Source organism: Streptomyces sp. NPDC020490 (assembly GCF_044335305.1).
GTDB lineage: Bacteria > Actinomycetota > Actinomycetes > Streptomycetales > Streptomycetaceae > Streptomyces.
The window spans coordinates 63,376-77,992 of record NZ_JBIRUY010000041.1 but is presented as its reverse complement, the minus strand read 5'-3'; the positions used below and the strand labels follow the sequence as shown (position 1 = coordinate 77,992).

Annotated in this window: 13 protein-coding genes and 1 pseudogene; 12 read left to right on the top strand and 2 right to left on the bottom strand. The window is 71.9% G+C overall.

Going from position 1 to position 14,617, the window contains the following annotated elements; all coding sequences use genetic code 11:
- The first annotated feature begins 261 nt into the window (after nt 1-261).
- A complete protein-coding gene (locus ACH4ZX_RS33425; RefSeq protein WP_398281110.1) occupies nt 262-1,473 on the top strand; it encodes a glycosyltransferase family 2 protein in 1,212 nt (403 codons plus the stop codon).
- Between the two features lie 3 nt (nt 1,474-1,476).
- On the opposite strand, the gene ACH4ZX_RS33420 is transcribed toward ACH4ZX_RS33425, so the two are convergent.
- Complete coding sequence (locus ACH4ZX_RS33420; protein ID WP_398281107.1) at nt 1,477-2,889, bottom strand: polysaccharide pyruvyl transferase family protein; 1,413 nt, start codon at nt 2,887-2,889, stop codon at nt 1,477-1,479.
- A 179-nt stretch (nt 2,890-3,068) separates the two neighbouring features.
- Between ACH4ZX_RS33420 and proB the strand changes: the two genes are divergently transcribed.
- From proB to ACH4ZX_RS33395, 5 genes are all read left to right on the top strand, one after another.
- Nucleotides 3,069-4,262 carry a glutamate 5-kinase gene (proB, locus tag ACH4ZX_RS33415; protein ID WP_398281104.1) on the top strand — a complete coding sequence of 398 codons (1,194 nt, stop codon included), beginning with the start codon at nt 3,069-3,071 and terminating at the stop codon, nt 4,260-4,262.
- Nucleotides 4,263-4,404: 142 nt separating this feature from the next.
- The gene (locus ACH4ZX_RS33410; RefSeq protein ID WP_398281145.1) at nt 4,405-4,863 is read left to right on the top strand and encodes a hypothetical protein; all 459 of its coding nucleotides are present in this window, start codon (nt 4,405-4,407) and stop codon (nt 4,861-4,863) included.
- 61 nt (nt 4,864-4,924) lie between these two features.
- Nucleotides 4,925-6,211: a glutamate-5-semialdehyde dehydrogenase gene (locus tag ACH4ZX_RS33405; protein WP_398281101.1), complete on the top strand. Its 1,287-nt coding sequence runs from the start codon at nt 4,925-4,927 to the stop codon at nt 6,209-6,211.
- A 113-nt stretch (nt 6,212-6,324) separates the two neighbouring features.
- Nucleotides 6,325-6,927: a hypothetical protein gene (locus ACH4ZX_RS33400; RefSeq protein WP_398281099.1), complete on the top strand. Its 603-nt coding sequence runs from the start codon at nt 6,325-6,327 to the stop codon at nt 6,925-6,927.
- A 155-nt stretch (nt 6,928-7,082) separates the two neighbouring features.
- Nucleotides 7,083-8,153 (top strand): hypothetical protein, encoded by a 1,071-nt coding sequence (locus ACH4ZX_RS33395; RefSeq protein ID WP_398281096.1) that lies wholly within the window; start codon nt 7,083-7,085, stop codon nt 8,151-8,153.
- A gap of 43 nt (nt 8,154-8,196) precedes the next feature.
- Here the strand turns inward: ACH4ZX_RS33395 and ACH4ZX_RS33390 are convergent, their stop codons facing one another.
- Nucleotides 8,197-9,321: a M48 family metallopeptidase gene (locus tag ACH4ZX_RS33390; protein ID WP_398281143.1), complete on the bottom strand. Its 1,125-nt coding sequence runs from the start codon at nt 9,319-9,321 to the stop codon at nt 8,197-8,199.
- A 92-nt stretch (nt 9,322-9,413) separates the two neighbouring features.
- On the opposite strand from ACH4ZX_RS33390, the gene ACH4ZX_RS33385 reads away from it, so the two are divergent.
- From ACH4ZX_RS33385 to ACH4ZX_RS33360, 6 genes and pseudogenes are all read left to right on the top strand, one after another.
- A complete protein-coding gene (locus ACH4ZX_RS33385) occupies nt 9,414-9,608 on the top strand; it encodes a hypothetical protein (RefSeq protein WP_398281148.1) in 195 nt (64 codons plus the stop codon).
- A gap of 108 nt (nt 9,609-9,716) precedes the next feature.
- Nucleotides 9,717-9,881 (top strand): hypothetical protein, encoded by a 165-nt coding sequence (locus ACH4ZX_RS33380; protein WP_324785662.1) that lies wholly within the window; start codon nt 9,717-9,719, stop codon nt 9,879-9,881.
- A 70-nt stretch (nt 9,882-9,951) separates the two neighbouring features.
- The gene (gene nadD, locus ACH4ZX_RS33375) at nt 9,952-10,662 is read left to right on the top strand and encodes a nicotinate-nucleotide adenylyltransferase (RefSeq protein WP_398281093.1); all 711 of its coding nucleotides are present in this window, start codon (nt 9,952-9,954) and stop codon (nt 10,660-10,662) included.
- Nucleotides 10,663-10,679: 17 nt separating this feature from the next.
- Nucleotides 10,680-12,440 (top strand): LCP family protein, encoded by a 1,761-nt coding sequence (locus ACH4ZX_RS33370; protein WP_398281090.1) that lies wholly within the window; start codon nt 10,680-10,682, stop codon nt 12,438-12,440.
- An 86-nt stretch (nt 12,441-12,526) separates the two neighbouring features.
- Nucleotides 12,527-12,914, top strand: a pseudogene (locus tag ACH4ZX_RS33365) (hypothetical protein); the annotation flags it as partial.
- A 471-nt stretch (nt 12,915-13,385) separates the two neighbouring features.
- On the top strand, nt 13,386-14,609 hold the full coding sequence (locus tag ACH4ZX_RS33360) for an ROK family protein (RefSeq protein ID WP_398281087.1): 1,224 nt from the start codon (nt 13,386-13,388) through the stop codon (nt 14,607-14,609).
- Nucleotides 14,610-14,617 lie beyond the last annotated feature (8 nt).

Below are 14,617 nucleotides of genomic sequence, written 5' to 3'. Positions count from 1 at the left end.
GAGGAGCGATCCTCGGGGTCCGGGCCCTTTCCCGTCTCTTACCGCTTCCTCGTACCGCTCGCTGAGCGGCTCTCACCCGCCGTGCGTACTGTCAGGGTGTCCGGTCTGGTCGGCCGTCACGGGCCGTGCGTCAAGTCCGCGCGTCATGTGACGTGCGTCACTCATTTTGAGTCGCAAGGCAACCTCCTCGGGCGGTTCCCCGTCTAACAAGTTGCGATTATGCCGATACGGGGGAAATACACCTTTGACCAAGGGGGAACCGTGAGCGTCGCGCAGCCTGATGTCAGCGTGATCATCGGGGCGTACGAGGCGATGCCTTATCTGATCGACTGCCTGGCCTCCGTCGAGTCGCAGACCATCGACCCGGCACGCATGGAGGTCATCGCGGTCGACGACGGCTCGACGGACGACACGGGGGAGTACCTCGAGGAGTTCGCCGCCCGCGTGCCCATGCCGGTGACGGTGATCCGGCAGGACAACTCCGGCGGGCCCAGCGGCCCGCGCAACGTCGGCCTGGGGAAGGCCGCGGGGCGCTACGTCTTCTTCCTCGACGCCGACGACCGGCTCGGCGCCGAGGCGCTGGAGCGCATGGTGGCGATGGCCGACCGCAACGGCACCGACGTGGTGCTCGGCCGGGTAGAGGGGATCAACCGCAAGCCGCCGCAGTCGATGTGGGGCAAGACCCTGGACCGTACGGACGTCTTCTCCTCCAACATCAAGTTCACGCTCAGCGCGCAGAAGCTGTTCCGGCGCTCCTTCCTGGAGCGGCACGGCATGCGCTTCGACGAGTCCCTGTGGACCGGCGAGGACGCGCTGTTCACGATGGAGGCCTACCTGCGGGCGAACGGCGTCTCGGTGGTCGCCGACCACACCTGCTACTACCTGGTGGGCCGCGCGGACGGCAAGCACGTGACCAAGAGCGGGAGTTACACCCTGCGCTTCGACTCCGCCCGCGCCCTGATGAACCTGATAGCCGAGCACGTCCCGGCCGGCGAGCGGCGCGACGCGCTCATGATCCGGCCCTTCCTGGTCACCCTGCTGCCGCAGTTCGGCCCCAAGTACCTCAAGGACAGCGAGGAGGTACGACGGCACAAGTTCGAGCTGGCACGGCCGCTGACGGAGAAGTACTGGACCGAGGGCGTCGCCCGCCGCCTCAAGGTCGAAGAGCGGCTCAGGCTGCACCTGGTGGCCGAGCAACGCCCCGAACTCCTCACGGAGGTCGTGCGGTTCGTCAAGGCCAAGAAGCAGGCTCCGGCCCTGCTGGAGAAGAAGGGCCGCCGCCTCTACCTCGTCTACCCGCACTTCCGCGACGAGCGCGCGGGCGTCCCGGACTCCGTCTACCTCGCCGCCCCCCGCGAGGCCCGCGCCTTCCCGGGCTACCGGGAGGGCGCCGCCGACTCCGTGCTGCGCAGGGCCGTGCGGAAGGCCCGCCGGGTGCTCACGGCCCCCGGCGGGACGGCAGCGGCGGCCTAACGCCTACTGGCGACCGGACTGCAGGGCGCGGCGGAGGGGGCGGCCGACCACCCGCCGGGCCTTGCGGTACACGGACGTCGTGCCCGCCGCCGCGGCCGGCCGGCTGCTCTCACCGCGCTGCAGCTCGCGCTTCAACCGGTCGTTCTCCGCGGACAGTTCGGCGACCTGGCGGTGCAGCCAGCCGAACCGCGAGGCGAGCGAGGTGACGTCGGTCTCGTTCCACGGCCGGATGCCGGGCGGGAAGCTGAGGGAGCGCATGCGGGCCTCGAAGGCGGCGCCGCCGTCGCCGTGGGTGAAGGTGTTCTCCAGGCCGTTGCGCTCCAGGAACGCCGTGAACCGCTCGAAGCGCTCCAGGTGGCCGCCGGTCAGCGCGGTGAAGTCGGCCTCCGCGTAGAGCCTGGCGGGGTCGACGTCGTCGGGCAGCCGGTCCATCCGGTGGTGCGGGATGTCGAAGTAGCGGCACAGCTCCAGCGTCCGCGAGTCGCCGCACAGCACGGTCGCCGGCGTGCCCGCGAGCAGCGCGGCGATGTTGCCGTGGATGCGGGAGCCGAAGGAGAAGTCGAAGCCGCGCAGGTCCTCGATCCAGGTGACCGGGTCGACGTAGACGCGGACCTTGTCCTCCCGGTACATCGGGTGGTCCGGGTGGGTCGGCATCGCCGTCACCGCGGCGTTCGGGTCGGACAGGTCCCGCCAGTGCAGCTGCCGCGCGTCGCTGAGGTTCTGCCCGATGAAGCGCAGGTGCGGATAGCGGGCGTGGGCACGCGCGATGACCTTGTCCAGCCCCTGCTTCTGCACCGCGTTGTGCGAGCCGTTGACCGCGATGCGGGAGCCGGCGGTCAGCTCCGCCACCCGCTTGTGCACGGCGAGTTCCTTGCCGTGCAGGAACAGCGAAGGGCAGCCGATGACCTCGACGTCCCGGTAGCCCAGGTCCTTGAGGTACTTCTCGGTGAACTCGCCGCGCACCCCGATCGAGGCGCTGCGGTCGAGCACCGCCGAGACGAACGCCCGCACGGTCTGCTCCATCGGCTTCAGCCGCGCCGCGTTGTAGTTCAGCCCGGCCTGCGCCCCGATGCCCAGCACCACCACCGGGATCCGCAGCCGGCTGATCAGCCGGGTGAGCCGCTGCAGCCCGGCCTCGAACGACGGCCGGAAGGCGTTGGCGAGGGGCACCACGAAGACGTCGTACTCCTCGTTGATCCGGCCCGCCGCGGCCGCGTGGGCCTGTATGCCGTTCGAGACGACCTCGGTCCCCGGCGCTTGGAGGATCTTGTGAGCCGCGTCACTGAAGATCAGGTTGCCGGCGTTGGTGGCGATCACGTCGCGGTGCAGGGCCTCCTCGACCGACACGACGTCGTACGGGCTCTTGCCCGAGCGTATGAGGATGCGTTTGGTGGGGCGAACTGTCTTCTGTGGCACGGTGTTCAAAATATGTTGGCCGGCTCTTTAACTTCTATATGCAACCGACGCAACCTTTTTGCCGTGCACGGTGGGTGACGGTACGGTCACCCGGCGCCTGTCCGGGGACTGGACCGATGCACGGCGACCGGCCCCCTTCGCGTAGATTGCCTGGTGGTGGAGCCCGCAGACGCGAGGGGATGACGACCGAGGTGACCACGGCAAGGCAGGGCGTGCGCGAGGCCCGCAGGATCGTCGTCAAGGTGGGTTCCTCGTCGCTCACCACGGCCTCGGGCGGCCTGGACGCCGACCGCGTGGACGCGCTCGTCGACGTGCTCGCCAAGAGTCGAAACGAATGGGCGGCCCGAAGGGCCTCCGCTGAGGGCGGTGGCGGGAGACAGGCGGGCGGCGGGGAACGGGAGATCGTCCTCGTCTCCTCCGGCGCCATCGCCGCCGGACTCGCCCCGCTCGGCCTGCGCCGCCGCCCCCGGGACCTGGCCCGCCAGCAGGCCGCCGCCAGCGTCGGGCAGGGCCTGCTCGTCGCCCGCTACACCGCGTCCTTCGCCCGCTACGGCGTCCGCGTCGGCCAGGTTCTGCTCACCTCCGACGACATGAGCCGCCGCGCCCACCACCGCAACGCCTCCCGCACCCTCGACAAGCTGCTCGCCATGGGCGCCTTCCCGGTGGTGAACGAGAACGACACCGTCGCCACCGACGAGATCCGCTTCGGCGACAACGACCGCCTCGCCGCCCTCGTCGCCCACCTCGTCCACGCCGACCTGCTGGTGCTGCTGTCCGACGTGGACGGCGTGTACGACGGCGACCCGTCCCGGCCGGGCACCTCGCGGATAGCCGAGGTGCGCGGGCCCGCCGACCTGGCGGGCGTCGAGATCGGCAGCGCCGGCAAGGCGGGCGTCGGCACCGGCGGCATGGTCACCAAGGTCGAGGCCGCCGGGATCGCCGCCGCCGCCGGCATCCCCGTCGTGCTGACCAGCGCCGTCCACGCGGCCGAGGCGCTGTCCGGCGGCGACACCGGCACCTACTTCCACCCCACCGGCAGGCGCTCCGCCGACCGGCTGCTGTGGCTGCAGCACGCGTCCACCCCGCAGGGCGCGCTGACCCTGGACGACGGGGCGGTGCGCGCGGTCGTGGACCGGCGCAAGTCGCTGCTGCCGGCCGGGATCGCCGCCGTCGAGGGCGACTTCAGCGCCGGTGACCCGGTCGAACTGCGCGACACCGACGGGCGTGCGGTGGCGCGCGGGCTGGTCAACTTCGACGCCAAGGAGATCCCCCAGCTGCTCGGCCGCTCGACGCGGGAACTGGCCCGGGAACTCGGCCCGGCGTACGAGCGGGAGGTCGTACACAGGGACGACCTGGTGGTCCTGCACCCGTAAACGACCGAAACGTCCGCTCCCGGTGGTGGACGTTCCGCAAAAGTGCCACACGACGGTCTGCGGCCTGCTCAACTTTGACCCAGGGACACATTCCGCACGAGCACTGCTCGAACCCTGCGTAAAGGAGGCCGTCGTGAGACGAGTGCGCCCTGGGACGGCGTCCCGCAGTGCCGGCGCCGCCGGCGCCCCCTCCCGCACGGCCGGCGGGGGGCGTCTGACCAGCGTCGCCGCCGGCGGCCGCTACGAGGAACCGGCGGACCTGCCGCGCCTGTGGCACGTCACCCTCAGCGTCTCCGGCGCCCAGGCGCCGCTGACCGAGGTGCGGCGCGGCCTCGAACAGCTCGCCCACGACCACCCCTTCCTGCTGACCAGCAGGTACGCGGGCGACCACGCCGAGATCCGCTACTGGGAGGAGGCCCGCGACCTGCACGACGCCGCCGCCGTGGCCCTGCGCCTGTGGGGCGAGCACCGGCAGACCGCCAAGCTGCCGCCCTGGGAGATCGTCGGCCTGGAGGTCATCGACCGCGAGACCTACCACCAGCGCGTCGCCGAGGGCTACGGCCCGCCGCCCGCGTCGCCGGTGGGGGTTCATCCCTTTTGAACCCGTCTCGATGCGTGGGATGAGCCGTGAACGCGCGCGTGCGGAGCACTACGCTGCGGGCATGACCACGCTTTCGCCGTACGACTCCATGTCCCCGGTCACCCAGGCCGCCTACCGCGCCAAAGCCGCCGCCGCCGACCTCGCCCCGCTGCCGCGCGCGGTGAAGGACGACGCGCTGCTCGCCATCGCGGACGCGCTGGAGGTCCGTACGAGCGAGATCATCGAGGCCAACGCCAAGGACGTGGCCAAGGCGCGCGAGGCCGGCACCAGCGAGGCGATCGTCGACCGGCTCACGCTCACCCCCGAGCGGGTGCGCGCCATCGCCTCCGACGTCCGGGACGTCGTGGCGCTGCCCGACCCGGTCGGCGAGGTCGTCCGCGGCTCCACCCTGCCCAACGGTATCGACCTGCGCCAGGTCCGCGTCCCGCTCGGCGTCGTCGGCATCATCTACGAGGCCCGCCCGAACGTCACCGTCGACGCCGCCGCCCTGTGCCTGAAGTCCGGCAACGCCGTCCTGCTGCGCGGCTCGGCCTCCGCCTACGAGTCGAACACCGCCCTCGTGCGGGTCGTCCGCGACGCCGTCGGCGGCGCCGGTCTGCCCGCCGACGCCGTGCAGCTGGTGCCCGGCGAGAGCCGCGACAGCGTGCGCGAGCTGATGCGCGCCCGCGGCCTGGTCGACGTCCTCATCCCGCGCGGCGGCGCCTCGCTGATCCGCACGGTGGTCAACGAGTCCACCGTCCCCGTCATCGAGACCGGCACCGGCAACTGCCACGTCTACGTCGACGCCCACGCCGACATCGACATGGCCGTCGACATCCTGATCAACTCCAAGGCGCAGCGCGTCAGCGTCTGCAACGCCGCCGAGACCCTCCTGGTCCACCAGGACATCGCCGCCGAGTTCCTGCCGCGCGCCCTCGACGCCCTCGCGGACGCCGGGGTCACGGTCCACGCCGACGAGCGGGTGATGGCCTACGCCAAGGACTCCGCCGCGACCGTCGTCGAGGCCACGGCCGAGGACTGGGAGACCGAGTACCTCTCCTACGACATCGCCGCCGCGGTGGTGGACTCGCTGGACAAGGCCGTCGAGCACATCCGGCTGTGGACCTCCGGCCACACCGAGGCGATCGTCACGACCTCGCAGCAGGCCGCCCGCCGCTTCACCCAGCTGGTCGATTCCACGACGGTCGCCGTCAACGCCTCCACCCGCTTCACCGACGGCGGCCAGTTCGGCTTCGGCGCGGAGATCGGCATCTCCACGCAGAAGCTGCACGCCCGCGGCCCGATGGGCCTGCCGGAGCTGACCAGCACCAAGTACATCGTCACCGGGGACGGGCACGTGCGGCGCTGAGACGGGACCGCCGGCCGGGGGCGCATATGCGGTCGGCACGCGCGTCCGGTACGCGCCCTCACCCCGGGTGGCCGTCTCATCAGGCGGATGAATTTCCATACCGTCTGCCCAAAATGACCCCCCAGGTCTACTCTGGAGCCGTGCCGGAGGACGTGGGGGGCATGCCGTTCCCTGACGGCTGGGAGCCCGACGACGACCACGACCGCGGGGTGTCGGACGAAGAGTTCGCCTTCGTGGTCTTCGACGAGGCCTTCGTACGGGCGGCCGCGGTGCACGAGCCGACCGCCGTGGAACGCCTCCTGGCCGCCGCCCAGGCGAGAGCGGAGGCCTCCGAGGCGGAGGCCCGCCGGACTCACGGCAGAGGCGACCGCTACGAGGACGGCTACGGCCCCGGTGGCCGCGCCGGTTTCGGTCATGATCCGGAGTTCGACGACCTGGACGACCCCGATGCCTTCGGGGGCCGCTACCGCGCCTTCGGGCCGTACGGCAGGCAGGTCCGCTGGCACCGTTCGGTCGCCTGGATGCTCGCCCTGGTGATGGGGATCGGCATGGTCGCCCTGGCCTTCGCGGCCGTCTACCGGGGCGGCTCCTCCAGCCGTCAGGACCAGGTGCCGCCGCCCGCCTCGACCGGCCTGGAGCAGAGCGGCGCGGCGCCCCCCTCGGCGCCGGCCGACCACTCCCAGCCCGCGGTCTCGGTCATCCCGCGCAGCCCCTAGGGGCCGCAGGGGGCCGCAGGGGGGCCGAAGGGGGCCGGCAGGAGCGCCGGCCGAGGACACCAGGGGCCGTCGGAGGGTCCCGGCCTCCGAATCTGTCCCAACTTGTCGTGTACCAGGGCGTTTACCGGAGCCCCAGGAGACCTACCCTGAAAGGTATGGGAGGGCCTGGAGACCCACCTGAGGGGACACCCGAGGGCGCCCCCGGGGGTGGGGAGGACGAGTACCGGTCCGTCGTCTTCGACGAATCGTTCGTCCGTGCTGCCCGCCTGCAGGAGTACTCCGCGCAGGAGCGCATGGCCGACCACGCGCCCGCGGTGCGCCGCCGCCCGCCCATGCGCCGGGGACTGTCCCGGCAGGCCCTGGTCCTCGTCATGCTGATCGCGGTCGCCTTCGGCACGGCGATCTACATGGGCGTGCGGCACCCGTACCAGGCCCCGGGCGCGCGGCAGCCCGTGGAGCCCCTGCGAATGACCGTGATCCCGCTGTCCCCGCAGGGCAGGGTGCCCGGAGCGGCCGATCCCGAGTACCTGTACGAGCACAGCCCGGCCGCGCAGTTCCGCATCGGCGCCGAGGGGATACCGCTGCCCGCCTCGCGGCGTACCGCACACTTCTCCGACGGCCAGGTCGTGGCCGCCCTGACCACGGCCAAGGACTACATCGTGCGGTCCTCGCTCTACCCCGAGGTGCTCGACGGGCAGAGCGTCCGCCCGGTGCGGGTCATGCTCGACGCCGACCAGCTCGGCCAGTTCGACCAGAGCTTCGCGCAGCCGACGGCCGACGGGCGGCACGCGCCGACCGGGTGGCTGGTCCGCTTCGACCCGACCGCCGCCGAGCTCGCCGACGCCAGGGTCCGGGTCCAGGGCTCGCTGCAGGCCGCCGAGACCGACTCCGCCACCCTCGAGGTCACCGCGGACCACACCTTCGTCTACGCGCTGCGGCCCACCGGAGCCGGCGCGAAGGCCGACGCCTCGCTGTTCACCGTGCGGCGCGAGCTGCACTTCCGCTTCGACCGCGACGACCTGCGCCTGCACCAGGCGCAGGTCGTCGTCTCCTACGTCCAGGCCGGGCCGCTGTCCTGCGCCGAGGACTCGGCCAACCACCTGCGCCCGCTGCTGGCCGGCCAGACCGCCAGGGCGGGCGGCCCGGCGGGCACCGACCCGTACGACACGAGTGGCGCGACGGCCCTGTGCGGCTCCCTGGCGAAGAGCGCCCAGCCGAAGGTGTGACCCCCGTCCCGGTCCCCGTGCTTGTCTCCGTCGGCCGGCGCGGTCAGTCGTCGTCCCGCGCGGGGCCGTCGGGCGGTGGCTGGTCGTGCGGCGTCCGGTCCTGCGGGGGCTGGTTCTTCGGGGGAGCCGACGCGAACCCGCCGAAGCCGCGCCGGACCCGGCCGCCCAGGTCGCCCGCCCCGTCGGCGATGTCGCTGACCAGCTTCATCAGCGGGTCCTTGGAGTTCTTGACGCTGCTGGAGTAGTGCGCCGCCGACTCGCGGAGCGAGTCCGTGACCGACGTGTCCTTGTCCTCGCCGCGCCGCGGGTAGTGGCCGTCCATGATCCGCTGGTGGTCGCGGGACGCCGCCCACTTCTTCAGCTCGGCCGCCCGGATCGTGGTGAACGGGTGGGAGCGAGGCAGCAGGTTCAGGATCTTCAGCACGGAGTCGCGCAGGTCGCCGCCCGCCTCGTACTCCTCGGCCTGCTGCAGGAACGCGTCCACGTTCATCTGGTGCAGGTGGTTGCCGCCCGCGATCTTCATCAGGCCGCGCATCGACGCCTGCAGGTCCTGGCCGACGAGGAGGCCCGCCCGGTCGGCGGACAGCTCCGACTTGCGGAACCACTCGCGCAGCGCCGTCACGATCGCCATGACCGCGAGGTTGCCCAGCGGGATCCAGGCGACCCGGACCGCCAGGCTGGTCAGGAACAGCAGGATCGTGCGGTACACGGCGTGGCCGGACAGCGCGTGGCCCACCTCGTGGCCGATGACCGCCCGCATCTCCTCCTCGTCGAGCAGTTCGACGAGGCCCGTGGTGACCACGATGATCGGCTCGTCCAGGCCGATGCACATCGCGTTCGGCTGCGGGTCCTGGTTGACGTACATCGGCGGGACCTTCTCCAGGTCCAGGATGTAGCAGGCGTCCCGCAGCATGTCGTGGAGATGGGCGAACTGCTGGTCGGACACGCGCACCGAGTCGGACAGGAACAGCAGCCGCAGGCTGCGCTCGGGAAGCAGGCCGCTGAGCGCCTTGAACACCGTGTCGAAGCCGCTCAGCTTGCGCAGCGCCACCAGGGCGGAGCGGTCGGCCGGGTGCTCGTAGGCGCGCGAGGAGATGCCCGGGAAGCGTGTGCGCTGCCTGCTCGGTGCCTTCTCGTGCCCGTCGTGCTGGTGGCCGTCGTCGGACATGTGGTCCCCCATGTGCGTGTGAGTGGCCCTTTACGGTCCCTCGTGCGGTCCTTCGCGCCCCCGAAGCAGGGCCCAGCCTAGGCGGAGTTACCGTGGACGGCACCACACCGAAGGAGTCCGTCGCCATGGAGCACACGCCCGCGGCCGTCTGGCTGGCCGAGGCCACGAGCGCCGCCCAGCGGCAGGGGGCGGGCAACCTGCTCCGGGTCGTACTGATCGTGATGATCGTGGGGTGCGCGCTGACCGCCTGGTTCCTGCTACGGGGCTACAAGCGGAAAGACGACTGAACGCCGCCCAGGGTTCCCAACGGCGGAGTCGGCGTGATCGCCGGCGGGACCCCCGCTTACCATGGGCCGACATCTTTATCCCGCCCACACGCGATAGGTCCTGCCGAGATGAGCTTCCACAGCACCGCTGCCCAGTTGGTCACCCTCGCCGCGGAGGGTGAGGAGCACGGCGGCAACCACGAGAGCCTCAGCCCCTACGTCACCGGCGGCAGCGCGCTGCTCATCCTGCTGCTCCTGCTGTGGGTCACCACCCGCTTCAACCGCGACCGCTGACACCGTCGCGGGCCGCCGAAGGGGAACTGGCGGCCGGAGCCCTCAGGCCGGGCCGGTAGGGTCTGCACGCATGGGAGAGCAGGACACGCCTACCGGTCCGGCGAACGACACGGCCGACGGCACGCAGACCCGCCCGGCGGACGGCACCGGACCCCGCCCGGCGGACGGCACCGGCAACGGCCGCTCGGAGCCGGGCAAGCGCCGCCTCGGAGTCATGGGCGGCACGTTCGACCCGATCCACCACGGGCACCTGGTGGCGGCCAGCGAGGTCGCCGCGCAGTTCGGCCTCGACGAGGTGGTGTTCGTGCCGACCGGCCAGCCGTGGCAGAAGACCCACCGCCACGTCTCCCCGGCCGAGGACCGCTACCTGATGACGGTCATCGCGACCGCCGAGAACCCGCAGTTCTCCGTGAGCCGCATCGACATCGACCGCGGCGGCCCCACCTACACCGTGGACACGCTGCGCGACCTGCGCGCCCTCAACCCCGACACGGACCTGTTCTTCATCACCGGCGCCGACGCGCTCGGCCAGATCCTGACCTGGCGGGACTCCGAGGAACTGTTCTCCCTCGCGCACTTCATCGGCTGCACCCGGCCCGGCCACCACCTGTCGGACCACGGACTGCCCGAGGGCGGTGTCTCGCTCGTCGAGGTGCCCGCGCTCGCCATCTCCTCCACGGACTGCCGTGCGAGAGTCGCCAAGGGCGACCCCATCTGGTACATGGTGCCGGACGGAGTCGTGCGCTACATCCACAAGCGCAAGCTGTACCGCGGCGAGTGAGCCGAGAGGGGCTACCGGTGAACGACCGATACGACGCTGGGTACGGGGGCGACCAGTACGAGCTCGTCGGATACGACGAGTACGGGCAGCCTGTGTACCGCCAGGTCCCGCCCCAGCAGGCTCCGCAGCAGCCCTACCCCCAGCAGGCTCCGCAGCAGCCGTACGACACCTATGACCCGTACGCGCAGGCGCAGCCGCAGGCCCCGCAGCAGGGCTACGGCTACGACCCCTACGCCACGGGCGTCCAGCAGCCGGCGCCCCCGTACGACCCCTACGGCACCGCTCAGCAGCCGCCCGCGCCCTCCTACGGCCCCTACGGCACCGGCGCGTCCCAGAGCGGCGGGTACGACCCCTACGGGCAGGGACAGGGGCAGGGGCAGGCGCAGGGCGCGGCCACCGGCCGGCAGCCCCGGGTCGCCGAGCAGACCGCCCACATCCCGCAGCAGCCCGGCCCCGCCGACGCCGACGCCGACCAGGCCCCGGCCTCCGCCCCGCCCGAACGTGACTACCGCACCGAGCAGTTCGCGTTCGTCGAGGAGCCCGAGGGCGACGCCGAGGACGTCATCGACTGGCTGAACTTCACCGAGAACCGCACCGAGCGCCGCGAGGAGGCCAAGCGCCGCGCCCGCAGCCGCCTGATCGCCCTCGTCGTGGTGCTGGCCCTGGTCGCGGTCGGCGGAGTGGGCTACCTCTGGGCGGCCGGGAAGCTGCCCGGCCTGTCGGACCCGGACACCAAGACCGGCGGGACGACGGCCGCGGGGGCCCAGAACCGCGACGTGATCGTCGTCCACCTGCACAACACCAAGAAGGGCGGCACCTCCACGGCGCTGCTCGTCGACAACACCACCACCGAGCGGGGCACCACCGTCCTGCTGCCCAACTCGCTCGCCGTCACGGACGACGACGGCACCACCACCACCCTGGCCAAGTCCGTCGCGGACGACGGCTCCTCCGGCACCCGCGACGCCCTCGACACCGTCCTCGGCACCCAGATCCAGGGCACCTGGCGCCTGGACACCCCCTACCTGCAGAACCTCGTCGACCTCGTCGGCAACATCGAGGTCGACACCGACACCGACGTCCCCGACCCGGCCGCCGGCAAGAAGGGCGCCTCGCCCCTGGTGCACCGGGGCGAGAACCAGACCCTCAGCGGCAAGATGGCCGTCGCCTACGCCACCTACCGCGCCTCCGGCGAGGACCAGAACGCCCAGTTGCAGCGGTTCGGGCAGGTCATGCAGGGCGTGCTGCGCAAGATGTCGTCCGATCCGACGGCCGCGACGACCACCGTGCAGACCCTGGCGCAGATCCTGGACCCGTCGCTGACCGACAAGGACCTCGGTACCTTCCTCGCCAAGCTCGCCGACCTCGCCAAGGGCGGCGACTACAAGACCGCCCTGCTGCCCGTCCAGGCCGACGGCACCCTCAGCGCCCAGACCGGCGCCGGGGTGGTCAAGGACGTGCTCGGCGGCACCGCGAAGAGCCCCTCCAAGGACGCCGCCGTCCGGGTCTCCGTCCAGAACGCCAGCGGTGTGAAGGACAACACCCAGAAGGCCCGCGTCGTCCTCCTCAACGGCGGCTTCACCTTCCTGGACGGCGGCACCGCCCCCGCCGCGGCGACCTCGAAGGTGGTCTACACGGACGCCGCCGACAAGGAGAACGCCACCGAGGTCGCCAAGACGCTGGGCCTGTCCACCGGCTCCGTCACCAAGGGCAAGGTCACCTCGAGCGCGGACGTCCTGGTCGTCCTCGGCCAGGACTACCGCCCGTCGTCGTCCTAGGTGTGCTGTCCCGGGACGTTGGTGACACGCGTGCTGGGTGCTTGAACAGGTGAGGGCCTTCTGGGTTCGGTGTGGATCGCGGCATCCACGACCGACCGCGGGAGGCCCTCGTGTCCCACCGCGATGCCCCGAGGACCCCGACCCGCAGGCTGCGTCTGCGCCGCGAACACCGGATCGGACCGCTCCGTCCGGCCGCCCGCTGCGGCATCGCCGCATCCCCAGCCCACCGCATCCCCAGCCCACCGCATCCTGCACCGGCACGACCTGCCCGTCCCGGCCGCCTGCGACCGCACCGCCGGCGAGCCCGTCCGGCGCCATGAACGCGCCCGGCCCGAACTGGTCCACATCGACGTCAAGAAACTCGGCCGCATCCCCGACGGCGGCGGGCACCGCACCCGGGGCCGCGCCGTCGAGCGAACGGTCGGCCGGCTGAAGGGCTGGCGCGGCATCGCCACATGCTTCGGCGAGACGTCCGGGAGCCACGTTGCCGGCCTCGGACCCCGCGCCTCGGCGATCCGGCTCGCAGATCTTCCGCAAGCCGCCGATTGACCACGACGTCACGCAGGCTCCGGATCGTCCGTGGGGCCCTGGCCCGCCCCCCAGCCGAGCCGCTCGCGCCCAGCGGACGCCGTGCCCGATCCGGCCGCGCGCCCCGCCCGTCGGATCGGCGCGGTGAAGCGGCGCGTCCACCATGGCGCTCACGGCCCGCCTTCGGCGTCGCGCCGCCCCCGGGGGGGGCCTACCCGCAAGCCTCGGGTCGCCTCACAGAAGCAGCTTCGGGGGCTGCCTCACGCAGCGGGAAGGTCCGCCCGGGCGGACGGCTTCCGGCGCTTCGCCGCGCCGTGAAGGCCCGTGGGAAACCTGACGGAAACCGGGGGTTGACGTGGCCGATTTCCGCCCTCTAACCTTCAACAAGTTTCTTTAGTTGATAAAGAAAGAGGCCGAATGAACGGGTTGGCGGGCGAGGATCTCACCAGCACGGCTGTGCTGGCGCTACTGGGCAGGACCGGGCCGATGTCGCGGGCCGCACTCGCCCGGGAGCTGGGTATGAGCCCGGCGACGGTGACTCAGGTGACGCGGCGTCTGCTGACGCAAGGTGTGATCGAAGAACTCGACGAACAGGAGCCCTCCAGGGGAGGCCGGCGCGGTCGGCTGATCGGCCTGGTCGGCAATGCCGGTCGGGCACTCGGGGTCAAGGTGGCGGCCGACCACGTCGTGCTGGTCGACATGCGTCTGGACGGGCATGTCGCGGACACCGTGACGGTTCCCCTGGACGCCACGGCTCTGGAGGCGGTGCCCGCTGTCGTGGAACTGCTGCGTCCGTTCACCGAGCCGGCCGACGACGTGCCGCCACTGCTGGGGATCGGGGTGGGCGTGCCCGGCACCGTCGACCGTCCGGACAGCGGGATCGTCGACGCCGCGATGCTGGACTGGCGGCAGGTGCCCCTGGGGCCCATGCTCGGCGCGGCTCTGCGGCTTCCGGTCCTGGTGGAGAACGACGTCAACGCTCTGGGCAGCGGGGAGCGGCTCTACGGGCGGGGGCGCAGTCTGAACGACTTCCTGGTGGTCACCGTCGGCCGCGGTATCGGGCTGGCAGTCGTCGCGGGTGGCCGTGTCTATCGCGGTGCCCACGGGGGCGCCGGGGAACTCGGCCACGTCCCGGTCCGACCGGACGGTCCGCTGTGCGCGTGTGGCAACAAGGGATGCCTGGAAGCCCTGATCAGTGATGACGCCCTGCTGCGCACTGCCTGCGCGGCCGGTCTGGTCTCCGCGGACGCCACGCCCGCTGATCTCGCCGACATCGCGAACGGAGCCGGTGACCGGGCCGAGCGGGCCCGCGCCGTGCTGCGTGATGCGGGAGAACTCCTGGGCCGCCAGCTTGCCGGGCTCACCGCGGTCCTGGACCCGGAGGAGATCGTGGTCATGGGGGAGGGGACGCGTTCCTGGTCCTGGTGGGAGCCGGGGGTCCGCGCGGCCTTCGAACGCCATGGGCCTCGTCGCGCCCGGGAACTGGCGATCACCGTGGAGCCGTACACGGACACCATCTGGGCGCAGGGAGCCGCCGCTCTCGTACTCGCTGCCTGCTTGGACGGGGGAGTGGGCGATGTTCGTCCGCATCGTCTGGTCCCCGCGCTCGGCGGCGAGAAGGCCGGAAGGCGGCTGCCATGACGGTCACC